The sequence below is a fragment of the Sinomonas sp. T428B genome, assembly GCF_056780155.1.
On record NZ_JBRAZR010000001.1, the window covers coordinates 3,559,436 to 3,581,431 of the forward strand.

Sequence of the window (21,996 nt, forward strand, 5' to 3'; positions counted from 1 at the left end):
ATGGACGCGAAACTCGCAGTCATCGGCCTGGGCAGCATCGGAAGCATGGCCCTGTGGCAGGCCTCCAAGCTGTCCGACTCCGTCGTCGGCTTCGAAGCCGCAACCCCCGCCCACGGCCGCAGTGCTGTGGGCGGGGACACCCGCCTGTTCCGCATGATCTACACCGGGAACCCAGGCTTCTACCCCATCATGGAGCGCTCGCGGAGCCTCTGGGCGGAGCTCGAGGCCGAGACCGGGCAGGAGATCCTCACGCCCACGGGCGGCCTGTCCATCGGGACGGAGAACGGCAGCTACATCACGAGCGTCCTCGAGACGGCACGCGTCACGGGTGCCGACTACGAGCTCCTGAGCCACGAGGACCTGGCGGAACGCTACCCCCAGCACAACCTCCGCCCGGACGACGTCGCCGTCTATGACCCCCGGGCGGGCGTCCTGCGCACCGACCGCGCGGTCTGCGCTGCCATCGCGGCGGCCAAGGCCAACGGCGCCACCGTGCACCAGAACACCCCCGTAGACAGCATCACGGAGACGGAGGACGGCGTGGTCGTCACGTCCGGCGACAGGACGTGGACGTTCGAGAAGGTCATCGTCGCCGCGGGCGGCTGGGCTCAGAGACTCATGCCCGATTACCTCAAGGCTGCGGTGGAGACCAAGCGGCTCATCCTGACCTGGTTCGTCGCCGAGGACGGCGCGCAGTTCTCTCCGGAGAACTTCACGACCTTCAGCCGGGTGTACGAGAACCGCTCCATGTACGGCGCACCCGCCGTCGATGGGGTGACGGTCAAGGCAACGCTGGACGGGCGCGGCCGGCCGACCCCCGACCCGGACTCCGTTCCCAGGGACCCCACCCCGGAGGAAATCACGGAGACCGTGGAAACCGTCACGGAGTTCCTCCCGGGCCTCATCCCCAACATTGTCCGCGCGGACGCCTTCCCCGAGCTCTACACCCAGGACAAGAGTCCGCTCCTTGGCTGGATGGAGGAGAACAGCCGGGTCTACTGTGCGGCCGGGTTCAACGGGGGCGGCTTCAAGATGGCCACCGGATACGGCCACATCGCCGCGAACGAGGCGCTCGGCACCCAGACCTTCGACGGCCTGGACTTCGTGCGTCCGGGACGGTTCAAGACCACGGAGGCCACGCTCTCCGCCGCCGCGGCACAGTAGCCTCGGCACGCCCCTCAGCTGACCGCCGTTGCGGGACTCCCGTCGTGGAATCCCGCAGCGGCCGTCTGTCGTCACCCGCCTTACGCTGTCGGCCCCAGCCGCTAGGCTGAAGCCATGGTGGCGAAGATCTTCGGTTCACTGTTCGGGGGCGGTGCGGAGCGCGAGCCGCAGCGCGTCCTCGACGAGCAGCTGCCCCTGACCCAGGAGCAGGAGCTCGAGCAGACGCGCGCCGCCCTCGGGGAGCTCCGCAGCGCCATCCGGCGCGCCGGCGCCGTGCTGCCGACGCTCGCCTCGTCGCGCCTGCGCCAGACAGACGACCTCCTGAGGGCCCTCATCGACTACATCGCCGAGCACACGGCGTCGACCGAGCAGCGTGTCCTGCTGAACGCCATGGTCACGGACTACCTCTCGACCTCCCTGCGCGTCTACCGTGCGCTGCCCCCGGCGGCCCACCGGGACTCGAGCCCCGAGACGGAGAAGCTGCTCGAGCAGCTCGACATCCTGCACTCGACCGCCCTCGACCTCGACCACCAGGTGCGCTCGGGAGCGATCGCCGAGCTGAGCGTGCACGGCCGGTTCCTGCAGGACAAGTTCGACGTGGGCGGCATCCGCCTCACCCCTGGCGGGGGCGGGCAGCTCCCGGACACGCGCGAAGGAGACACCCGCTGATGGCCACGATGGTCGCAGGCAGCAACGCCCCGCTCACGGCGGAGAACCCCGGGCTCGCGGGCGTCGTGGTCGCCATGGGATGGCAGCTGACGCCGAGCAACGGGCCGCACTCCGAGCTCACGGCCATGGCCATCGTCTGCGGCGCCGACGGGCGGGCGCTCTCCCCCGAACACCTTGTGTTCTTCAATCAGCTCACGACGGCGGGCGGCGGGGTCCGGTTCTCCGAGTCGCCCCAGGCGCGCGCGGACGTCGAGCAGGTCGACGTCGACTTCTCGCTCGTCCCGGCCGAGGTCGCCAAGATCGCCTTCCTGGCCTACGTGGATCCCGAGCTGCGCGGGCCCGGCACGTTCGGGGCGGTGCGCAGCGCCTACATCCGCGTCGCGCGGCCGGACGGCTCCGAGCTCCTGCGCTTCGACGTCCCGCAGGCCCACGGCGAGCGGATCAAGGCCATGATGTTCGGCGAGCTCTACCGGCACCGCGAGGACTGGAAGTTCCGCGCGCTGGGCCAGGGCTATGAGAACGGCCTCGCGGGCGTGGCCCAGGACTTCGGGCTGGCGCTCTGATGCGGGGGCTCCGGGGTCTCAGCGGTGCCGACGTGCCGTTCCTGACCCGCCGGGTCCGGGAACAGCCCGCCGCGAGCGCTCCCGCCGCTCCCACTGCGGCTGCGGGGAGCGCAGGGGGGACTGCCGCCCCCGCTGCCGAAACGCACCGGAATCCCCTCAATCTTTCCGGCCCCGGGGCAGCGGCAGGGCCCACGGCCCCGGCAGGATTCGGGCCGGGCCGCGACCCGCTTGACCTCTCCGCCCCCGCGTCCCAGGCACCCGGGCGGGGCCGCAGCCCCCTCGACCTCTCGGCCCCCACGGCGTGGCACAGCGCGCCGGAGGCGGGTCGGCCCGCAGCTGGCCGCGGCCCTTCTCGCCCGGCCTCCCCCGAGGAGCGCCTCTACCCGGCCCCCGCGTTCGGCGAGCTCCGGCAGCTCACGGCCCGGGACGCCGTCGTGCGCCTCAACCCGCGGCAGGCGGGCATCGGCTCGCTCGTCGTGACGGGCGCGCGCGGCATCGCGTGGGAGGGCGCCGACCGCACGACCGGCGCCCAGAGCGTGCACCGCGAGGAGATCGGCACGCCGATCCCGACGCCAGGCAACCGGCCGCTGCTGGGCTTCGTGAGCCGGGACGCGGTGCTCGTCCTGAGGCATGTGCGCGAGCTCAGGCGCGCCCTGTTCATCGCCGCGGAGGGGCCGATGACGGCCGTCGCGTTCGCGGGCGCCGGCACCGCCGTGCACGGCTCGCTCGGCGCCGGCCAGCGGACCGTCCTGACCGCCATGCGGATCGGCTCCGTGCTCGAGCTGCGCGCAGAGTCGGTCCCAGCCGACTGGGACGATGGCCAGATCTGGCGCGAATTCGCCTTCACGATGACCGTGGGACTGGGGGCCCCGCTGCGCTAGTGCCGGCCGAGGCCGGAGATCCGCGGGACCGCCGTCAACGGTCCACGCATGCACCGACGACTTCTGGGGGACCTTGTGCTGCACTTCTCCTTCCTCAACGACAGCACCCGCGACCGGCTCTTCCACCGGGCGCCGCGGGAGCTGACCCCTGAATCCGACCCGACGACGCTCGCCGTCGGGCTCGGCGCGACCCTCTACACGCCGGGAACCCGCCCGGGCCTGGCGGAGGGACTGCTCAAGCGCGCCCGCTCCGGCTGCACGAGCACCGTCCTGTGCCTCGAGGACTCGGTCGCCGACTCGGCCGTGGCGGGTGCCGAGGACAATGTCGTGGCCGCGCTCGAGGAGCTCGCCCGCCGCCGCCTCGCCGGAGTCGACGGCATCGTCCCCGCCCAGCCGGGCAACCCGGCCGCCGGGGTGTGGACGGACAACGGCGGGCAGCCCGAGCGGCTCCCCCTCCTGTTCGTCCGGCCGCGCACGCCCGAGCAGCTGCTCGCCGTCGGGCGCCGGCTCGGAACGGCGTCGGAGCTGCTCACGGGCTTCGTCCTGCCGAAGTTCGAGAACGCGTCGGGCCGCGGCGAGCGGTTCCTCTCAGCCCTCGACCGGCTCAACTCCGAGCTCTCCCCGCGCGTGCCGCTGCGCGCCATGCCGATCATCGAGCACGCCGTCACGACCCACCGCGAGTCCCGGGTCGAGGCCCTGCTCGAGGTGCGCGACCTGCTGAGCGCCCATCGCGGGCAGATCCTCTCGATCCGGCTCGGCGCGACGGACATCGCCTCCGAGTACGGTCTGCGCCGCTCCCGGGACCTGACGATCTACCACGTGGGCGTCGTCGCGGACGTGATCTCCGACGTCGTCGGCATCCTCGGGCGCGCGGACGACGGCTGGGTCATCTCCGGCACCGTCTGGGAGCACTACTCCAACACCGAGCGGATCCTGCGGCCCCTCCTGCGCGCGACGCCGTTCGAGGTCGCCAACTCGGCGATGCTCCGCCAGCACCTGCTCGGCGCGAACCTCGACGGGCTCATCCGCGAGATCGAGCTGGACCAGGCCAACGGGCTCACGGGCAAGACCGTCATCCACCCGACCCACGTGCCGGTCGTGCACGCGCTGCACGTCGTGAACCACGACGAGTACCAGGACGCCCTCGACATCATGGGCTCCGAGGGCGGCGGCGCGAGCGCGTCCAAGTCCGGCACCCGGATGAACGAGTCCAAGCCGCACCGCGCGTGGGCCCGGCGCACGCTCCAGCGCGCCGAGGCGTACGGGGTCGCGCGGCCCCGCGTGAACTTCGTCGACTTCCTGGAAGCGAGCATGAAATGAGCGGACCCGCCACGGCCGGGGCGTGGACCGGCGAGCTCGTGCGCGAGCGGCTCGGGATCACCCTCACGACGGCGCGCGGCAGCCTCCTGCCCGTCGACGCCCTCGTGGGGCTCGCCGTCCGGCGCAACCCCCGCCGCGCGCAGCTGCTCGTCTCGCGCGCGCTCGCAAAGCATGTCCCCACCCCGCCGGGGCTCGCGGTCGGCGCCGGGCGGCTGCTCGGCGCCGCGGTCGCCGTCCGGCTCGGCCTGCCGTGGGATCCGGGCACGACGGCGTGGGGCAGCGCCGGCGCGGCCGGCGCCGAGGGCCTCGCCTCCGGGGCCCGGGCGCTCGAGGAGTGGCTCGCCGGGAGTCCCCCGGCCTGCCGCGAGGTCGTGCCGCTGCCCGCGCGGCCGCCCGCCGCGGGCCACGCACTCGCGACCATCGGGTATGCCGAGACCGCGACCGGCCTCGGCCACCTCGTGGCAGAGTTCCTCGGCTCGTACTACGTGCACTCGACGCGCGCGGCCGTGGCCGTGAGGCCGTACGGCGCCTTCGAGGAGGAGCACTCGCACGCGACGAGCCACCAGCTCACCCCGACCGACCCCGAGCGGCTGTCCCGGGCCAACGCCGTCGTGCTCGTCGACGACGAGCTGAGCACCGGCCAGACCGTGCTCAACACCGTCCGCGAGCTGCAGGCGTCCCGGCGGCCGGCGCGCGGCGCGGCCGGTTCCGAGGGCGCCGTGGCGCGGCGTTACGTCGTCGCGACCCTCGTGGACCTGCGCTCCGACGCGGACCGGGCCAGGTTCGACGCGCTCGGGGCCGAGCTGGGGGCCGAGCTGTCGGTCGTGGCGCTGGCCGAGGGCAGGATCGCCCTCCCGGCGGACCTCCGGGAGCGCTCCGCGGCGTGGCTGGCCGAGGTCGACGCCGCGGGACCCTGTTTCGGCGACCCACACCCCCACCTCGGCGTCTCAGTCCCCCATCTCGGCGACCCACACCCCCACCTCGGCGACCCAGTCCCCCACCTGGACGTCCCAGGCCCCCACCTCGGCGCCTCATGCCCCCACCTCGGCGAGGGCGGGAGGGTGTCGTTCGTGCCGGCTCCCGGTGCGGAGGGCGGGGCTGCTCCGGGGATCCGCAGCGCGCGGTTCGGCGTCGACACGGCGGTGCCGGCGCCGGCCGCCGGGGCGGACGCCCCCGACGCGCCGCCGGCCGCGGGCGAGCCCCCGCTCGACTTCCAGGCCCTCGAGGCCGTGGACCTCCTGCGCGACATCCTGTCCTCCGTCCCGCGCGCGGGCCGGATCCTCGTGCTCGGCTCCGAGGAGCACCTCGCGCTGCCGCTCGCCATCGCGGACGGGCTCGCGTTCGAGCGGGACCAGCCGCGGTCGACTGTCCTCTACTCCTCGACGACCCGCTCCCCCGTCCTCGCCCAGGACGATCCCGGCTACGCGATCCGCTCCGTGGTCCGCTTCGCCTCGCACGATCACGCCGTCGACGGCGGCCCCGGCACGGGCCTCCGGTTCGCCTACAACATCGCGACGCCGGGCGAGGAGTTCGACGTCGTCGTCTACGTCCCGGAGCCGGGGACCCCGCGCGCCGCGCTCGAGACGCCCGGGGCGCCGGGGACGGCCGCCGAGGGCGAGCCCAGCGTCGTCGACGCCCTCGCGCGCGTGGCGCGGCACGTCGTCGTGCTCGAATTCCCCGCGGCCCCGCCCTACCCAGAGCCGCTGCGCGGCCCCCGGACGGAAAGTACTGCCGGCGACGGCACGGGCCCGGGCACCTTCGGCTCGTACCCGGCCGATGAGGTCGGCTGGCTCCTGACGGACCTCAGCGGCGCGGCGCTCGAGGCGCCGACGCACGTGCGCGAGGCCGCGATCCAGTCGGGCCGGGCCAGCTACGCCGAGTCGCTGCCGCACGAGTACGAGCCCAGCCCCGAGTACCGGGCGCTCTTCCGCGAGGCCCTCGCCGAGAGCGCGGGCCGGATCGCCGGGGCAGTCGCGTCGGTCACCGATCAGGTGCTCGCGCTGCGTGGCGGGGAGCCGGTGCTCGTCTCGCTCGCGCGCGCGGGCACGCCCGTGGGGATCCTCATGCGCCGCTGGGCCCGGGAGGCCTGCGGCGCCGACGTGCCGCACTACACGATGAGCATCGTGCGCGGCCTCGGGATCGACGCCAACGCCCTGCGCTTCCTGCTCACGCGGCACCGGCCCGAGCAGATCATGTTCGTGGACGGGTGGACGGGCAAGGGCGCAATCGCGCGGGAGCTCGCCGCAGCGGTCGCCGAGTTCGAAGCGACCGACGGCGTGCGGCTCTCCCCCGAGCTCGCGGTCCTGGCCGATCCGGGCCACTGCGTGCGCGTGTTCGGCACGCGGGACGACTTCCTCATCCCCTCGGCATGCCTCAACTCGACGGTCTCGGGGCTCGTCTCGCGGACGGTCTACAGCCGCGCGCTCATCGGCCCGCACGACTACCACGGCGCCAAGTTCTACCGCGAGCTCGCGGGCGGGGACGTCTCGGCCGAGTTCATCGAGGCGGTCGCGGCGCAGTTCCCGGCAGTGCTCGCCGAGCGGGGCGGCCCGGACCTGGATCCCTGGCCGGGCGCAGAGCCCACGTGGGCCGGCTGGGCCGCGGTCGAACGCATCGCGGAGGAGCACGGCATCGGGTCGGTCAACCTCGTCAAGCCCGGCGTCGGCGAGACGACGCGTGTGCTCCTGCGGCGCGTGCCGTGGAAGGTCCTGGCCCGGCCGGAGCTGCTCGCGCGCACCTCCGGCGGCAGGCTCGTGCGCGGGGAGCTCGCCCACGTGCTCCTCCTCGCCGAGCAGCGCGGGGTCCCGGTCGAGCCGGTCGAGGGCCTGCCCTACAGCTGCGTGGGGCTCATCCATCCGAAGTACACCCCCGGCGCGACCGGGGCCGACGGGAAGACGGTGCTCGATGTCTGAGACGGCAACTGCGACCAGGGGCGGGACCCTGGGCCCCCTCATTCCGCGGGCCCCGCTGCCCGCCCACCTCGCGGGCCTGCCGGTCGTCGCCTGCGACCTCGACCGGACCCTCATCTACTCGGCCAAGGCCCTGTACCTCGAGGGCCCGGACCACGAGGCGCCGCGGCTCGTGGTGAGCGAGGTCCACGAGCAGCTCCCGCTGAGCTACATGACACGCGACGCCGAGGACCTCCTCCTCGAGCTCCTCGACCACTCCTTCCTCGTTCCGGTCACGACCCGCACCCAGGCCCAGTTCCGCCGCGTCCAGCTTCCCCGTACGCGCTACGCCATCACCACCAACGGCGGCGTGCTCCTGCACCACGGCCAGCCCGACGGCGACTGGGCCGCCCAGGTGCGCGACGCCGTCGACCGCGGCTCCGCGCCGCTCGCCGAAGTCCTCGCGCATCTGGGCACGAAGCCGGCGCCCGGCGTCCAGCGCGTCCGCACGGCGGAGGACCTGTTCGCGTATGCGATCGTCGAGCGGGCGGAGCTGCCCGAGGGGTACGTCGCGCGGCTCACGGCGTGGTGCGCCGAGCGCGGCTGGGTCGTCTCGCTGCAGGGCCGGAAGCTGTACTGCGTCCCGGCGCCCGTGACGAAGGAGGCCGCGATCGCCGAGGTCATGGAGCGCGTCGGGGCGACGACCCTCGTCGCGGCGGGAGACTCGCTCCTGGACCGCGGCATGCTCGAGAGGGCCGACCTCCCGATGCGCCCGTGCCACGGCGAGCTCGAGGCCGTGGGCTACCTGCGCGACGGGCTCGTCGTGACGTCGACGCCGGGCGTCCGGTCGGGGCAGGAGATCCTCGAGGCCGCCCTCGCGGCGGTGCGGGTCCGGGCGTAGTGGGCCCCCCACGCCCACTCCAGACACAGCACCACCACGGCGCCCCCTCCTCCACCGCAATTGCCGAGTTGAGGCCGGTGCGAGACCTCTGCACGGACCTCAACACGACAATTGCGGTGAGGTGGGGAGGGGCGGCTGGATCCTAGACCGCCGGGACCCGGTCCCACTCCTCGGCCAGGAGCCGGAAGGAGCGCTCGCGCAGGGCCGGGTCGTGCGCGTAGCCGGTGAGGATGAGCTCGTCGATGCCGTAGGACGCGGCGAAGGCCCGCAGGAACTCGGCGCACTCCTCGGGCGCACCCACGGCGGAGACGCGCAGGGCCGAGGCGGCCATCTGCTCCTCGTGCGGGGCCCAGTCGAGCTCGCGCACGGGCGGGCGCAGCGGCCCCCGGGTCCCGCGGCGGATGCCCAGGAACATCTGCTGATGGGTCGTGAAGAGGTACTCGGCCTCCTCGCGCGTCGGCGCGGCCAGCAGGTTGGCGCCCGCCATGACGTACGGCTCGGCGATCTGCGCGGTCGGCGCCGAGGGGTCGAACATCTGCCGGTAGGTCCAGATCGCCTCCGAGAGCTGGAACGGGGCGAAGTGGCTCGCGGCGGCGAACGGGAGGCCGAGCCGGCCCGCGATGGCGGCTCCCGCCGTCGAGCTCCCGAGGATCCACAGCGGCACGTTCGTCCCACGCGCGACGCCGGCATGGACGCCGTGCGAGAGCCGGGTGGACTCCGCGTCGTCGACCTGCTCACCGAAGTACCACCCAAGGAGCCGGATGTTTGCCGCGAAGGCCGCCTCGCCGTCGTCGTGCGAGCCGCGCCGCAGGAGCGCGGCGGTGCGCGGGTCGGTTCCTGGCGCGCGGCCGAGGCCGAGGTCGATGCGGTCGCCGTAGAGGTTCGCGAGCGTGCCGAAGGCCTCGGCGACGGCGAGGGGCGCGTGGTTCGGCAGCATGATCCCGCCCGAGCCGACGCGCAGGGTGGACGTGTTCGCGGCCGCGTTGGCGATGAGCAGGGCCGTCGCGTTTGAGGCGAGCGCCTCGGTGTTGTGGTGCTCGGCGTACCACAGGCGCCGGTAGCCGGACTCCTCCGCGAGGCGGGCGAGGCGCGTCGCGTCGGCGAGGGCGGCGGCCACGGTGGAGCCCTCCACGACGGGGGCGAGGTCAAGGATGCTCAGGGCGGTCACGACTGCGGCAACCCGGCGCCGGCGCAAGATGTTCCCGAGATCCGCGTGAGGACTTTGTCACGTTCGATAACGGCTCCATTGCTATTCGGCAACAGCACGCGGTTCGGCTTGTTAGGCGGCGGCGCGGCCGGGAAACATGGGAGGGCACACATGATCCGTTGGGAGGAGCGGCTGTGGACGACGCCTTGCTGGTGGCCAATCTGGTCTATATCGGAACCCTCGCCATCGGTGGCGTCCTCTTCACCTTCTTCGCGATGGCCTTCGTCATCACCCTGTTCCTCGCTGGTTTCGGGCAGGGCATCGCGTCGCTCGTCGGGCTCATGTTCCGGCCGCTCGCGCGCCTGTTCGAGCCCGGCCAAGCCGAGGGCACGACCGCGCCCGCTCACCCGGACTACGCGCGAGCCGCGGTGGTCGCCAAGGCGGACGCGATCCTCGGCGCGCAGAAGGCGGCGGCCCTCGGATCCGCGGTCAAGGCCCGCGAGGCCGGGTCCCCCGGCGAGCGGCTCCGGCCCGAGCCCGGGGACGTGCCGGCGCAGGCCGCCCAGCCCGCGGCGGGACAGGCCTCCCTGCCGGCCGCGGCACAGCGGCTCGCCCTCACTGGGAAGTCCGCTGTCGCGGCCCTCGGACCCCACACGGGCACCCAGCCGATCCTCATCGGCAAGGCCAGCTGATCCCTCCCCTCCCGGCACCCCTGCCCGTGGAGTTCTCCCCATCGCTTCGCCTGCGCGACTACCGATAGCGTGGACTCAGAGTTCACGGGGAGGTCCCGGGGGCACGTTCCAGAGAGGGGATACAGGATGGCCATTCAGCAGGGTGCCAACGTCAACGAGCTGCGCGGGGTCGCGAAGCAGTTCAACAGCAAGGCCTCCGAGGTCGAGCAGATCAAGAACAACCTCAACGGGCTGATCAACAACAACATCCCGGCCAACTGGGCCGGGCGCGACGCCGAGCAGTTCAAGAACGAGTGGCAGTCCGAGAGCATGAAGTCCCTCGCCAAGCTCATCGACCAGCTGCGCGATGCGGCCAAGAAGATCAACGCCAACGCCACCGCCCAGGAGCAGACCTCCAACACGCTCAACTGAGCCCCGGCTCGACGAGCCCGAGGGCCCCCGCAGCACACGCTGCGGGGCCCTTGCGCGTGTCACCGTCCAGCCGGCATGGCGGGCGCTGGAAGGCATGGCAGGCGCTGAGCGGCACAGCAGGCCCGCAGCAACACCTGTCATGCCCTCCAGCGCCTGTTGTGCGTTCAGGACCTGCTGGACAGGCCGAGTTCCGTGACCTCCGGCGACAGGAAGGCCCCGCGGCGCGCGCCGCGGGGCCTTCCCTGATCCTGCCGCGGCGGGGCTGGCGTGCCCGTCGGGTCCCTGGCGCTGGGTGTCCCGCCGCGGGCCGCTGCCGCGCCGCCCCGGCCGGTGGGACGGTGCGGCTGACTGCCACCATGGGACCATCCGCCTGGCTGCACTGACAACCGACGCGGAGTAGAGTGGTCAATCTGACTAGTACACACCTCCAGAAAGCCACGAGGAGTGATCAGAACGCAGCAGCTCGACGCCACAGACCGCCGCATCCTCCTCGCCCTCGACGAGGATCCGCGGGCGCCCATCATGGTCCTCGCCCAGCGCCTCGGCCTGGCGCGCGGGACGGTCCAGTCGCGGCTCGAGCGCATGGCCGCCTCCGGCGTCCTGCGCGGGCACTCGACCCGGGTCCAGCCCGAGGCGCTCGGCCGGGGCGTCACTGCCGAGGTCGCCGCCGAGCTGGACCAGAGCCGGATCAACGACGCCGTCGCCGCCCTCCGCGGCATCCCCGAGGTCCTCGAGTGCCTCGCCCCCGCCGGAGACACGGACCTGCTCATCCGCGTCGTCGCCACGAGCCCGGACGACCTCTACCGGGTCTCCGAGGAGATTCGGCTGTGCCCGGGCATCCGCCGCACCTCGACCCGCATGATCCTGCGCACCGTCATCCCCTACCGGACGACGGCGCTGCTCGCCGAGCCGGGTGGGGCGAACGGCGGGAGGCACGACGGCGGCGGCGCACCGCCGTCGCCCGCGTCGCCGTCCTCTCCGCGTGGCTGAGCCCGTCCGGAGGGGAGGGCACCGGCCAGAAAGGCCGAACCGGAGACGGGCCTGGACTGAAAGGGAAGTCCCCAGCTCCGATCTCCAGCCACGATCCGGATCGCCAAAGATGGAAGGGTCAGCGAAGCGGGCTGTCCGGACGACGGGTTGTTTCATGATGGCGCTGCTCCCGGGGCCGCTGAGGGCGGATACTGGGTCTACGGCCGTTGGGCCCGTCCCGGCATCAGCCGACAGGCGGCTCCACCGAACACCCCACCGTGGATGCCTCGTAATCGCCCTTGGGAAGCCCCAACGGAAGGTGCTGGAGATGGAACAGAACGACCGGCGCATGTACCGGCACATGATCGAAGACGCCGCATCCGGCCTGCCCCCGGGGTCCGAGCTGCGCCTCGCCGTCCTGCGGCTGGGAGGCTGGACGGAGAACGGTTGGTGGGAGGCTGTCATTTGCCGCCCCCACGACGTCGAAGCGCTGATGAGGGGAGACAGCATCGACGGCACTCACCTCACCTTCGAACAGCGAGACGAGCTCATCACCTGGCTCTCCGACATCGGCGCCGCCCCCACCGATCCCGTCCCCGAGGAACCGGAAGCCCTCGCGAGCTTCACGAGCCCGGTCTCGCTGACCTAGCCCAAGGCGGTAACCGCCGCCGCTGAGGCTGGAATGTCTCGATGCAGCTCCGGCAACGGCCTAGTCGTCCCGCCCTCCGCCGAGCCGCTCGAAGTCCCTCAGCCACGCGTCCCGCGCCTCGCCGTCCTGCGCCCGGCGGAGTTCGCCCGGGGTGCGGGCGCTCTGGGCGGCCTTGGCCCCGTTCCGGCGGCCGACGCCGAGCATGAGCAGGGCGCGCTCCGTCGCCGCGGCGTTCTTCACGGCGAAGGACGTGCGACGGCGCCGCAGCGCCTCCCGGAGGGCGGCCTGCGCGTCGCCGCGCCGGCCGAGGCTGCGCAGCGCGCGGGCGCGCAGGACGAGGAGGGCCGCGGCGAGGTCGTCGCGGTTCGTGAGGCCCTCGGTCCAGGCGACGACGTCGCGCGGCCTGCCGAGGACCTCGGCGAGCCGGCACGAGGCCAGCGCCGCCGGGAGGGACGGCGGAAGCGGGGCCAGGGCCGTGAGGGCGTCCGCCGGCCGCCCGATCTCGCGCAGGCTGTGCGCGAGGGCCAGGCACACCGCCTCCTCGCTGAACCGCACGTCCACCTCGACCCCCTCGGCCACCTCGATCCAGTGGCTCAGGCCGCCGAGGTACTCGGCCGCGAACGCCGCGGCGGCCGGCTCGCTCGCTCCGTTGAGCCCGCGGGCCAGGAGCTCGGCGGCCTGGGCGTGCTGGTGCGCCCGGTACGCGTGGAGCCCGGCGAGGACGTAGCAGAGCCCGGACCACCCTGGGTAGTCGCGCGCGGCGAGAATGAGCCGCTCGGGCTCGTCGGTGCCGAAGACGGCGGCGTGGACGAGCCGCTCCGGTTTGCCCGCGAAGCGCCGCAGCTTCGGTGCCCGCGCCCGGTGGGCGACCCGGCGCGCGAGCCGGCGGCCGAATCCGCGCACCGGCGCGTAGACCTGCGCGCCGCGGAAGGGCGTGAGGTCTCGAGGATCGTGGAACGAGGGCTGGCGGCCCAGCTCGCCGGAAGCCATGCCCACCATGCTAGCGAGTCGGCCGTGGCGGCCCGAGCAGGCGGCCAGCCGCCCCGCCAAGGCGGCAATCCGCCGTCGTGCGCTACTACCGCGTCGCGAAGTGCGTCCAGATCCCGATGACCCAGACGGTCACGGCGGCGCATGCGAAGCCGAACTCGACGAGGATGCCCAGGCCCGTGGCCTTGAGCGCGGCCCACGCGGAGGAGGCGGCACCGTGCAAGTGGCGCGTGCGCTGCCACTCGCTCAGCAGGAGGCCGGCCGCGAAGCCGACGATCAGGCCCACGACCGGGATGAGGAACATGCCCACGATCGCGAGCACCGCGCCGGCGAGGACAGAGCGGTTGGGGATCTGCCGCTCCCGGAGTCGGCGGCCGGTCAGGACGGCGGAGGCCGCCATCCCCGCGGCGAACAGGACGCCGCCGAGGGCGAAGACGAGCCACCCGCCCCAGCCTGCGCCGCCGAAGAGGGCCCACGCGAGGAGCGCGGCGAGGCCGAGGATGCTCCCGGGCAGGACGGGGATGACCGTCCCGGCGACGGAGACGGCGAGGGCGAGGCCGCACAGGACGGCGGCGAGCAGGGACGTGTCCACCCGGCCATCCTTCCAAACGCCGCACCGCAACACGCTGCCATCCCGGCGGGACAACGGCGTGTTGCAATGCGGCGTTGGGGCTGGCTACTCCCCGGGGACGACGGCGGCCGCGACCGCCGCGGTGACGGCGGGGGCGACGCGCGGGTCGAGCGGGCTCGGGACGATGTAGTCCGCGGAGAGGTCGTCCTCGCCCTCCTCGGCGAGCTGGGCGATCGCGGCCGCGGCGGCGAGCTTCATCGCCGGCGTGATCCGGCGGGCGCCGGCGTCGAGCGCGCCGCGGAAGATGCCCGGGAACGCGAGGACGTTGTTGATCTGGTTCGGGAAGTCGCTGCGGCCGGTGGCGACGACGGCGGCGTGCCGCCGCGCGACGTCGGGCGCGACCTCGGGGTCCGGGTTCGAGAGGGCGAACACGATCGAGCCCTCGGCCATGCGCGCGATGTCCTCCTCCGGCACGGTCGAGGAGGAGACGCCGATGAAGACGTCCGCGCCCTCGAGCGCGTGCGATATCCCGCCCGCGACGGCGCGCGGGTTGGTGCGCTCGGCGAACTCGGCCTTCATGCCCGCGAGGTCCTCGCGGCCCGTGTGCAGGGTCCCCTTGGAGTCGATGAGCACGACGTCGCTCACCCCCGCCGTCAGCAGGATCTCCGCGACGGCGATGCCCGCCGCGCCGGCGCCGGCGATGACGACCTTGAGCGAACCGAGGGCCTTGCCCACGACCTTCGCGGCGTTGGTCAGCGCCGCGAGGGCCACGACGGCGGTGCCGTGCTGGTCGTCGTGCATGACCGGCATGTCCAGGGCCTCGATGAGGCGCCGCTCGAGCTCGAAGCAGCGCGGGGCCGAGATGTCCTCGAGGTTCACCGCGCCGAAGCTCGGGGCGATCCGCACGAGGGTCTCGATGATCTCGTCCACATCCGTCGTGTCGAGCACGATCGGGATCGAGTCCAGGCCGGCGAAGGTCTTGAACAGCGCGCTCTTGCCCTCCATGACCGGAAGCGACGCGGACGGGCCGATGTCCCCGAGGCCCAGGACCGCGGTGCCGTCGGAGACGACCGCGACGAGCCGGGACGCCCACGTGTGGGTCCGGGCCAGGGCCGGGTCGGCGGCGATCGCGCGGGAGACCTGGGCGACGCCGGGCGTGTAGGCAATCGAGAGGTCGCGCTTGGTCGCGAGCGGGCGGTCGACGGCGACGGCGAGCTTGCCGCCCTCGTGCGCCTCGAAGATCTCGGCGTCGGTAATGGGGGCCCGGGACTGGCCGTCCTGGTTCTGGGCGGGCGAATCGATCGTGGAAGAGGACACGGCACTGTCTCCTGGAGTCGTGCCGCCGCGCATGCGCACGACGGCGTGGCGGGCCGTGCGCTCTGGCCTCACCCTGCGCGTCGTCGGGCAGGGCTGGACAGGGCACGGCCTGTGGTTGGATCCGGGTTCCCGCCTGGTTCGGCGCGTCCCGGGGCCGTCATGGCGCGGGATGTGCGCCGGTGGCGGCCTCGGTGGGAGGTACAGCCATCATACGCAGCGGGCTCCGGGCTTCCGCAACGTGGAAGTGAGAGACGTCATACCTGTTCTGCGTCACACCTCCCAACGATGCGGGGTCACCTCCCAGCGATGCGGGGTCTAGCCGGTCGCTTCCTGGGCGCCCCGGAGCGCCCCACGGCGGGTCAGCATCTCGCATGCGGCCTTGAGCTGCCGCTCTGCCTGGAACGGCAGGAGCCGTCCCGTGCGCACGGCCGAGACGAGGCCCGTGATGATGTGCAGGATGGTGCGTCCCCGTTCCTCATCCCCCGCGAGCTTCGCGAGGAGGGACCACGCGAGCTCGTCGACCTCGCCGATGAGACCGGTGAGCTCGTGGTCCGCGGGGACGACGAGTTCGGCGAGGCATGCGTTCACTGCCGGCTGGGCGAGACGCATGTGGAAGAGCTCGACGGCGGCGCCGGCCAGGTGCCGGATCCGCTGCTGCCGTTCGCGGACCGCGCTGGCCCGATTCTCTACCCGGCGCTTGAGCTCTGCGAGCTGGCGGCGGTGGAGGGCAAGGAGCAGGTGGGCTGCAGACGGGAAGTAGCGGTGGGCCGTGCTCGACGAGACCCCGGCCTCAGCGGCGACCTCGCTGACCTCCACTTCGCCGTACTCCCGCGTCGCAAAGCCAGCGGCGGTCGAGAGGAGCTGCTCGTAGCGCGCGGCAAGCCGCGGGGTCGCCGGTGGAGGGGCTGGTGTGACCAGATCCTGCGGCAGTTCGAGCACAGCGCGGCAACCTCTCTCCGGACGCTTCTGCACAACGCCCACACGCCAAGGGTGGGGGCGCGCTGGGGACTGTCCAACTATACGCCAGCACCCCTTCGCGGCTTCCGCGGCCGACTGCCCACGAGGTGACCCCGGATCCTTGAGAGGTGACCCCGGATCGTTGAGACGTGACCCCGCATCGTCGGGAGGGAGTGCGTCAGGCCACCGAGCGGATCCTCGTGACGAAGACCGCCCCGAGCAGGCCGATCACGGCCGCCGCGACGTAGAGCGAGACGTACCCGCCGAGGAACGCGACGAAGGGATACGCGATCAGCGGTGCGATTACCTGCGGGAGCGAGTTGGCGATGTTGATGACCCCGAGGTCCTTGCCGCGGTCGGCCGCTCGCGGGAGGACCTGGGTGATGAGCGCGAAGTCGACGGCGAGGTAGGCGCCGAAGCCGATCCCGAGCACGAGGGCCCCGATGATCGCGCCGGTCCAGGTCGGGAAGAACGCGAGGATGAGCGAGGCCGCGGCGATCACGGCCGAGGACGCGATGACGAGCGGCTTCCGCTTGCCCATGCGGTCGCTGAGCTTGCCCCCGAGGACGCTCGTGACGATGACCATGACCGCGTAGAGGCCCGTGAGGATCAGCACGCCCGTCGCGGCGGGAATGCCCGTGGTCCCCTCGAGGTGGACGGCGTCCGCGAGGAAGAACAGCAGGTACAGGGTGACCATGTGGTTGCCGATGTTCACGAGCAGGCGCGTGAGCCAGGCCCAGCCGAAGTCCGGGTAGGCGCGGGGGCTCACCCAGAACGAGGCCAGGAAGGCGCCCAGCGAGAAGGGCACCACCGACGAGCGGGGGAGCGGGTCGTCGTCGGCCTTCGCGAGGTACAGGACGACGCCGAGCACGAGCACCGCTGCGCACACCACGTAGCCGAGGCCGAAGGCGCCCGCCACGACGGCGGCGATGACCGCCCCGAGGAGGATGCCGACTGTCTGGCCCATCGCCGCGAGCCCGCCCACGGTCCCCCGCTGCAGCACCGGAACCCGGTCCGGGATGGCGGCGGTGATGGCCGCATAGGCGGCGTTGCATCCGCCCTGCACGAGGCACCACAGGGCCGTCATGATGGCGACGTCCGGCGCGCCGGCGAGCGCGACGAGCCCGACGGCGCCGAGCAGCGCCCCGCCCAGGACCCACGGCCTGCGGCGGCCGAAGCGGCTCGACGTGCGGTCCGAGAACGCGCCCGCGAGCGGGTTGCCGACCATCGATACCGCCGCGCCGGCGCCGGTCACGAGGGCGAGGATCGCCTCTTTCTGCCCGGGGTCGAAGTGGGCGGCCTGCTGGCCGAGGAGCACCTGGATCGGGCCGAAGAAGGCGGCGTTGATGCCCAGGTTCACCAACACGACGCCGAGGATCCAGGGGGCCTGGACCGGCGCCTCGGGCTCGGCGAACGCGAGTGCCGGGCCGATGTCCCGGGGCTTCTCGGGCGTCTGATGGGTCATGGTCCGCTCCCCTGCTGAGGTCCCGGCCCGCCCGGAGTGGGTCGGTGGCTCTCAGATTACGTCAGTGGGGGCTGCGTGGCGCCTGCTGGGGCGATGAATGACACGAGGAGCAGGCGGACCCAGACAGCGCCGAGGACGTACTCTCGTACCGTGGAAAATCAGGCAGCAGCAGCGCCCGACGAGGCGATGGCCGGACAGGTCTACCAGCAGATCCTCGATGCGATCGTCGAGGGCCGGCTCGCACCGGGGCAGCGGCTGCGCGAGCGCGAGCTCTCGGACCAGTACGGCGTCTCCCGCATCCCGGTGCGCGAGGCCATCCACCGGCTCGAGCAGGACGGCTTCCTCGTCACGGCACCCCGGCGCGGCGCCGTCGTCCGCCGTCTCACGCTCGCCGACGTCGAGGAGCTCTTCGACCTGCGCGTGCTGCTCGAGTCCTTCGCGGCGCGCCGCGCAGCCGAGCGCGTCGCCGCGGGGGCCGACGGCGCGCATCTGACCGAGACGCTCCGGCTCGCCCGCGACGCGATGGCCGCGGGCGACGCCGTGCGCACCTCGGACCTCAACAGCATCTTCCACGAGCAGATCGTGGACCTCGCGGGGAACGCCCTGCTCGAGCGCTCGATCCGACCGCTGCGGGGCCTGACCCGGTGGATCTTCGGCCTCTCGGTGAACCGGCCGCTCGAGATCAACGCCCTCGAGCACGACGAGCTCGCCGACGCCATCCTCACCGGCCAGGCCCAGCTCGCGGAGGCCGTGGCCGCGGCGCACATCGAGTCGAGCCGCAAGCCCGTCCTGGACGGCCTCGCGGGCCTCCTCACGGCCTGACCCCGTACCGCAGGGACCTGACCCCGCATCGGGTGGGCGGCTAGCTGGCCAGCATCGCCTTCATGTCCTCGATCTCCTTGGTCTGGGACGTGACGATCGCCTCGGCCATCGCCTTGGCGCCCTCGTGCTGCCCGGACGCCTTCTCGGCCTCGGCCATCGACACGGCGCCCTCGTGGTGGGCGATCATCTGGGTCAGGAACAGCCGCGAGGCCTCGGCGGCGTCGGCGGCCTGGAGCTTCGCGAGGTCCTCCGCGCTCATCATTCCCTCCATCCCGTGGCCTGCGCCCCCGGGCATCATGCTCGGCTGGCCCCAGTCGCCGAGCCAGCCGCGCAGGGTCGCGATCTCGGGCCCCTGGGCGGCCTTGATCTGCTCGGCCAGCTGCGCGACGCGCGGGTCGAGCCCCGGCTTGGCCAGGACGATGTCGCTCATCTCGATGGCCTGCTGGTGGTGCGGGATCATCATCTGCGCGAACATCACGTCGCCCGCATTGAAGCCCACGTTGGGGGTGCCCGTGGGCGCCTGGTGGTCGCCGTGGGCGGCGCCCGTGCTGCTCGGTGCGGTTGAGGGTCCCGTCGTGGCGCAGCCGGCGAGCGCGAGGGTTGCGGTCAGGAGGGCCGCGGGGAAGGCGCGGCAGAGTGTCGTGGTCATGGTCGTCTCTTTCGTCAGTGGTCGGTGGTGGGCGGGGCGGGCCCCGTCACGTCCGGCTGATGGAGAGGTCTGCGAGGTCCGGCGCGGGCGCGCGGGCCAGGACGGAGCGCGGAGCGGCCGCCGCCGGCGGGTGCGGGAGGGCGTCGGAGCGGTCAAGCACGACGACGGCGGGCGGCGCCGGGGCCGCCGCACCGGGAGCGGGGACGCAGTGGGCGACGCTGTGCTCCTCGGGGTCGGCGGGCACGCACGTGGCGCCCGCGTCGCGGAGGCGCTGAGCGTGCGCCATGAGCTGGGCACCGGCCGAGTGCCCGTCCGCGTGCACAGCGGCATGGCCCGAGGACACGTGTGCGCCAGTGGGTGCTTGGCCGTCATGCACCCCGGCGGCGGCCAGCTCGTGCCCGGCCTGCCCGGACCCGAGCGTGTGCATGGCCAGGAGGCCCAGGGCCAGGGCGAGGACGGCGACGAGGCGCACGAAACTGCACAACTCACGGGCCGACAGGGGCCGGAGGGCCCCCATCCGCCCGCGAATGATGTCGTTTCGCACGCTCGCCATCCTAGGAGACGTGCCGGGGATCCAGGTCGAGGCGGCGCAGGAGCTGGGCGTTGAGCGCCACAACGATCGTGGAGAGGGACATGAGCACCGCGCCCGCCGCCGGCGAGAGCATGATCCCGGCGAACGCGAGCACGCCCGCGGCGAGCGGCACCGCGATCACGTTGTAGCCCGTCGCCCACACGAGGTTCTCCCACATCTTGCGGTAGCTCGAGCGGGAGAGCTCGACGACGGAGACTACCGAGCGCGGGTCGTTCCCGGCGAGCACGACGCCGGCCGACTCGATGGCCACGTCCGTGCCGGCGCCAATGGCAATGCCCACGTCGGCCCGGGCCAGGGCGGGGGCGTCGTTGACGCCGTCGCCGACCATCGCGACGGTGAGCCCGCGGCCCTGGAGCTCGGCGACCTTGCGGTCCTTGTCCTGTGGCAGCACCTGGGCGAAGACCTCGTCGATGCCGAGGTCCGCCGCGACGGCGTCCGCGACCTGCTGGGCGTCGCCGGTGATCATGGCGACGCGGACCCCGAGTCGCTGGAGCGCCGCGACCGCGGTGCGGGACTCCTCGCGGACCGAGTCCTCGAGGGCGAGGGCCCCGGCGATCCGCCCATCCCGGACCACATGCAGCACCGAGGCCCCGCGGGACTCCCAGCCGCCGACGGCGTCGCGCAGCTCGGCGGGCGGCTCGAGTCCCAGCTCGGCCAGGAGGGCGGGGCCACCGACGTGGACGGTCTCCCCGCCGACGCGGGCGCAGATGCCACGGCCGGAGCTGGCCTCGAACCCGCTGGCCGAGGGCACGTCGAGCCCCCGGTCCCGGGCCGCCCGGACGATGGCCCGCGCCACCGGATGCTCCGAGTCCGACTCGGCCGCCGCCGCGAGGGCGAGCAGCGCGCCGTCGTCCGTGCCGCCGTCGCCCGCTCCCCCGCCCACAGCGGAGACGCCGACGACCTCCGGCTCGCCCTTGGTGAGCGTGCCGGTCTTGTCGAAGAGGACGGCGCCGACGGTGCGCATGCGCTCGAGGGCGAGGCGGTCCTTGACGAGGACGCCGCCGCGGGCTGCGCGCTCGGTCGAGATGGCGATGACGAGCGGGATCGCGAGGCCGAGCGCGTGCGGGCACGCGATGACCAGGACGGTGACGGCGCTCGTCACGGCGTCGGGGAGGCTGCCGAGGAGCGTCCAGGCGGCGAAGGTGATGACGCCCGCCGCCGTCGCGAAGTAGAAGAGGAAGGCGGCGGCGCGGTCGGCGAGGGCCTGGGCGCGGGACGAGGAGGCCTGCGCGTCGGCGACCATGCGCTGGATGCCCGCGAGCGCCGTCGACTCCCCCACGGCCTCGACGCGCACGCGCAGGCTCGTGTCGGTCGCGACGGTGCCCGCGACGACCGTGGCGCCGGGGCCGCGCGTGACGGTCTTGGACTCGCCGGTGATCATCGACTCGTCGAGCTCGGCGGTGCCCTCCTCGATCCGGCCGTCGGCGGGGAGCCGGCCGCCCGCGCGGACGAGGACGAGGTCGCCCGGGACGAGTTCCGTGGCGGGGACGGTCTCGGTTCCGGTGGCGGTGACCCGCTCGGCCTCGTCGGGCAGGAGCGCCGCGAGGGCCTCGAGGGCGCCGCGCGTGGCGCCGAGGGCGCGCATCTCGAGCCAGTGGCCGAGGAGCATGATCGTCACGAGGAGCGCGAGCTCCCACCAGAAGTCGAGGGCGAAGCCGCCGATCCCCAGGCTCGTGGCCCACGAGGCGGCGAACGCGACGGTGATGGCCATCGAGATGAGGAGCATCATGCCCGGCTGGCGCCCGCGCAGCTCGCGCAGGCCGCCCTGGAGGAACGGCGCCCCGCCGTAGGCGAACACGGCCGTGCCCAGCACCGGCGGGATCCACTCGCTGCCGGGGAACAGGGGCGGCATCGCGCCGAAGAGGTGCCACACCATGGGGCTGAAGAGGACGACGACGGCGGTGAGGCCGAGCGTGAGCCAGAACCTGTCGCGGAACATCGCCACCGAGTGGCCGGCGTGCTCGCCATGGGTGTGGACCGCGTGCGTGTCGCCGTGGTGGAGGTGGGCCGAGAGGTCCGGGGCCTGTTCGGTCGCGGTGGGCTGGGCGGGGTGCGCGTGCTCGGTGTGCGTGTGCCCGTGCTGGGCGTGCTCGTGGTGGGAGTGCTCATCGTGCGCGTGCTCGAGATGCGCGTGCTCGTGCGGCTGAGGCGCCGTGTAGCCTCGATCGGCGACCTCGGGATGCTGATGCCTGCTGTGCTGGTTCACTGGTGACCCGTTCTCTCCGTGAGGATTCGTTCGGGCTGTGGTCGATCGGCGGTGAGTGGGGGAATCCCCAGGACCGCCTCCATCGCTGACAGCACGACCAACATACCCCCGGGGGGTATATGGGTCAAGGGGCCAAACGAGCGCTACGCCGTCGAGCTCGGCGCCTTGTCGCTCTG

21 protein-coding genes are annotated in these 21,996 nt (G+C 73.2%); 12 read left to right on the forward strand and 9 right to left on the reverse strand.

Translation table 11 applies throughout. The annotated features are described in order from the left end of the window. From solA to ACUYMY_RS16490, 7 genes are all read left to right on the forward strand, one after another. A complete protein-coding gene (solA, locus tag ACUYMY_RS16460) occupies window positions 1-1,164 on the forward strand; it encodes an N-methyl-L-tryptophan oxidase (protein WP_481704597.1) in 1,164 nt (387 codons plus the stop codon). A 114-nt stretch (window positions 1,165-1,278) separates the two neighbouring features. Further along, window positions 1,279-1,833 (forward strand): hypothetical protein, encoded by a 555-nt coding sequence (locus tag ACUYMY_RS16465; protein ID WP_481704598.1) that lies wholly within the window; start codon window positions 1,279-1,281, stop codon window positions 1,831-1,833. Continuing rightward, entirely contained in the window at window positions 1,833-2,396 is a 564-nt protein-coding gene (locus tag ACUYMY_RS16470; protein WP_481704599.1) for a TerD family protein, read from the forward strand. Before ACUYMY_RS16465 ends, ACUYMY_RS16470 begins: the two co-directional genes overlap by 1 nt. Window positions 2,397-2,428: 32 nt before the next feature. Then, entirely contained in the window at window positions 2,429-3,277 is an 849-nt protein-coding gene (locus tag ACUYMY_RS16475) for a hypothetical protein (RefSeq protein ID WP_481704600.1), read from the forward strand. A 48-nt stretch (window positions 3,278-3,325) separates the two neighbouring features. After that, the gene (locus tag ACUYMY_RS16480; RefSeq protein WP_481704601.1) at window positions 3,326-4,597 is read left to right on the forward strand and encodes an HpcH/HpaI aldolase/citrate lyase family protein; all 1,272 of its coding nucleotides are present in this window, start codon (window positions 3,326-3,328) and stop codon (window positions 4,595-4,597) included. Continuing rightward, complete coding sequence (locus ACUYMY_RS16485) at window positions 4,594-7,509, forward strand: phosphoribosyltransferase domain-containing protein (RefSeq protein ID WP_481704602.1); 2,916 nt, start codon at window positions 4,594-4,596, stop codon at window positions 7,507-7,509. Before ACUYMY_RS16480 ends, ACUYMY_RS16485 begins: the two co-directional genes overlap by 4 nt. Continuing rightward, window positions 7,502-8,386, forward strand: coding sequence for an HAD family hydrolase (locus ACUYMY_RS16490; protein WP_481704603.1), 885 nt, complete (start codon window positions 7,502-7,504; stop codon window positions 8,384-8,386). Before ACUYMY_RS16485 ends, ACUYMY_RS16490 begins: the two co-directional genes overlap by 8 nt. 142 nt (window positions 8,387-8,528) lie before the next feature. Here ACUYMY_RS16490 and ACUYMY_RS16495 read toward each other — a convergent pair whose 3' ends face one another. Then, window positions 8,529-9,554: an LLM class flavin-dependent oxidoreductase gene (locus ACUYMY_RS16495; protein WP_481704604.1), complete on the reverse strand. Its 1,026-nt coding sequence runs from the start codon at window positions 9,552-9,554 to the stop codon at window positions 8,529-8,531. A 173-nt stretch (window positions 9,555-9,727) separates the two neighbouring features. Here ACUYMY_RS16495 and ACUYMY_RS16500 point away from each other — a divergent pair, with 173 nt between their 5' ends. The 4 genes from ACUYMY_RS16500 (at window position 9,728) to ACUYMY_RS16515 (ending at window position 12,254) form a co-directional block, all read left to right on the forward strand. Next, window positions 9,728-10,225: a hypothetical protein gene (locus ACUYMY_RS16500; protein ID WP_481704605.1), complete on the forward strand. Its 498-nt coding sequence runs from the start codon at window positions 9,728-9,730 to the stop codon at window positions 10,223-10,225. 126 nt (window positions 10,226-10,351) lie between these two features. Further along, a complete protein-coding gene (locus ACUYMY_RS16505) occupies window positions 10,352-10,636 on the forward strand; it encodes a WXG100 family type VII secretion target (protein ID WP_481702737.1) in 285 nt (94 codons plus the stop codon). 444 nt (window positions 10,637-11,080) lie between these two features. Continuing rightward, window positions 11,081-11,626: an Lrp/AsnC family transcriptional regulator gene (locus ACUYMY_RS16510; protein WP_481704606.1), complete on the forward strand. Its 546-nt coding sequence runs from the start codon at window positions 11,081-11,083 to the stop codon at window positions 11,624-11,626. Window positions 11,627-11,933: 307 nt separating this feature from the next. Beyond that, complete coding sequence (locus tag ACUYMY_RS16515; RefSeq protein ID WP_481704607.1) at window positions 11,934-12,254, forward strand: hypothetical protein; 321 nt, start codon at window positions 11,934-11,936, stop codon at window positions 12,252-12,254. 60 nt (window positions 12,255-12,314) lie between these two features. Here the strand turns inward: ACUYMY_RS16515 and ACUYMY_RS16520 are convergent, their stop codons facing one another. The 5 genes from ACUYMY_RS16520 to ACUYMY_RS16540 all read right to left on the reverse strand — a co-directional run bounded on the left by ACUYMY_RS16520 (window position 12,315) and on the right by ACUYMY_RS16540 (window position 17,551). Beyond that, window positions 12,315-13,244, reverse strand: a complete 930-nt coding sequence (locus ACUYMY_RS16520) for a hypothetical protein (RefSeq protein WP_481704608.1) — start codon at window positions 13,242-13,244, stop codon at window positions 12,315-12,317. A gap of 85 nt (window positions 13,245-13,329) precedes the next feature. Continuing rightward, window positions 13,330-13,833, reverse strand: coding sequence for a DUF456 domain-containing protein (locus ACUYMY_RS16525; RefSeq protein WP_481704609.1), 504 nt, complete (start codon window positions 13,831-13,833; stop codon window positions 13,330-13,332). A gap of 84 nt (window positions 13,834-13,917) precedes the next feature. Further along, a complete protein-coding gene (locus ACUYMY_RS16530; RefSeq protein WP_481704610.1) occupies window positions 13,918-15,129 on the reverse strand; it encodes an NAD(P)-dependent malic enzyme in 1,212 nt (403 codons plus the stop codon). Window positions 15,130-15,444: 315 nt separating this feature from the next. Beyond that, on the reverse strand, window positions 15,445-16,068 hold the full coding sequence (locus tag ACUYMY_RS16535) for a TetR/AcrR family transcriptional regulator (RefSeq protein ID WP_481704611.1): 624 nt from the start codon (window positions 16,066-16,068) through the stop codon (window positions 15,445-15,447). Between the two features lie 196 nt (window positions 16,069-16,264). After that, the gene (locus ACUYMY_RS16540; RefSeq protein WP_481704612.1) at window positions 16,265-17,551 is read right to left on the reverse strand and encodes an MFS transporter; all 1,287 of its coding nucleotides are present in this window, start codon (window positions 17,549-17,551) and stop codon (window positions 16,265-16,267) included. 150 nt (window positions 17,552-17,701) lie between these two features. On the opposite strand from ACUYMY_RS16540, the gene ACUYMY_RS16545 reads away from it, so the two are divergent. Beyond that, window positions 17,702-18,373 carry a GntR family transcriptional regulator gene (locus tag ACUYMY_RS16545; protein WP_481704613.1) on the forward strand — a complete coding sequence of 224 codons (672 nt, stop codon included), beginning with the start codon at window positions 17,702-17,704 and terminating at the stop codon, window positions 18,371-18,373. Between the two features lie 40 nt (window positions 18,374-18,413). Here the strand turns inward: ACUYMY_RS16545 and ACUYMY_RS16550 are convergent, their stop codons facing one another. The 3 genes from ACUYMY_RS16550 to ACUYMY_RS16560 all read right to left on the reverse strand — a co-directional run bounded on the left by ACUYMY_RS16550 (window position 18,414) and on the right by ACUYMY_RS16560 (window position 21,820). After that, window positions 18,414-19,022 carry a DUF305 domain-containing protein gene (locus ACUYMY_RS16550; RefSeq protein WP_481704614.1) on the reverse strand — a complete coding sequence of 203 codons (609 nt, stop codon included), beginning with the start codon at window positions 19,020-19,022 and terminating at the stop codon, window positions 18,414-18,416. A gap of 46 nt (window positions 19,023-19,068) precedes the next feature. Then, window positions 19,069-19,494 (reverse strand): hypothetical protein, encoded by a 426-nt coding sequence (locus tag ACUYMY_RS16555; RefSeq protein ID WP_481704615.1) that lies wholly within the window; start codon window positions 19,492-19,494, stop codon window positions 19,069-19,071. 82 nt (window positions 19,495-19,576) lie between these two features. Beyond that, window positions 19,577-21,820 (reverse strand): heavy metal translocating P-type ATPase, encoded by a 2,244-nt coding sequence (locus ACUYMY_RS16560; protein WP_481704616.1) that lies wholly within the window; start codon window positions 21,818-21,820, stop codon window positions 19,577-19,579. Window positions 21,821-21,996 lie beyond the last annotated feature (176 nt).

Bases quoted from the DNA above. Each gene is read 5' to 3' on its own strand.
- solA (WP_481704597.1), top strand. From the start codon at position 1: ATGGACGCGAAACTCGCAGTCATCGGCCTGGGCAGCATCGGAAGCATG.
- ACUYMY_RS16465 (WP_481704598.1), top strand. From the start codon at position 1,279: ATGGTGGCGAAGATCTTCGGTTCACTGTTCGGGGGCGGTGCGGAGCGC.
- ACUYMY_RS16470 (WP_481704599.1), top strand. From the start codon at position 1,833: ATGGCCACGATGGTCGCAGGCAGCAACGCCCCGCTCACGGCGGAGAAC.
- ACUYMY_RS16480 (WP_481704601.1), top strand. From the start codon at position 3,326: ATGCACCGACGACTTCTGGGGGACCTTGTGCTGCACTTCTCCTTCCTC.
- ACUYMY_RS16485 (WP_481704602.1), top strand. From the start codon at position 4,594: ATGAGCGGACCCGCCACGGCCGGGGCGTGGACCGGCGAGCTCGTGCGC.
- ACUYMY_RS16490 (WP_481704603.1), top strand. From the start codon at position 7,502: ATGTCTGAGACGGCAACTGCGACCAGGGGCGGGACCCTGGGCCCCCTC.
- ACUYMY_RS16505 (WP_481702737.1), top strand. From the start codon at position 10,352: ATGGCCATTCAGCAGGGTGCCAACGTCAACGAGCTGCGCGGGGTCGCG.
- ACUYMY_RS16515 (WP_481704607.1), top strand. From the start codon at position 11,934: ATGGAACAGAACGACCGGCGCATGTACCGGCACATGATCGAAGACGCC.
- ACUYMY_RS16520 (WP_481704608.1), bottom strand. From the start codon at position 13,244: ATGGCTTCCGGCGAGCTGGGCCGCCAGCCCTCGTTCCACGATCCTCGA.
- ACUYMY_RS16540 (WP_481704612.1), bottom strand. From the start codon at position 17,551: ATGACCCATCAGACGCCCGAGAAGCCCCGGGACATCGGCCCGGCACTC.
- ACUYMY_RS16550 (WP_481704614.1), bottom strand. From the start codon at position 19,022: ATGACCACGACACTCTGCCGCGCCTTCCCCGCGGCCCTCCTGACCGCA.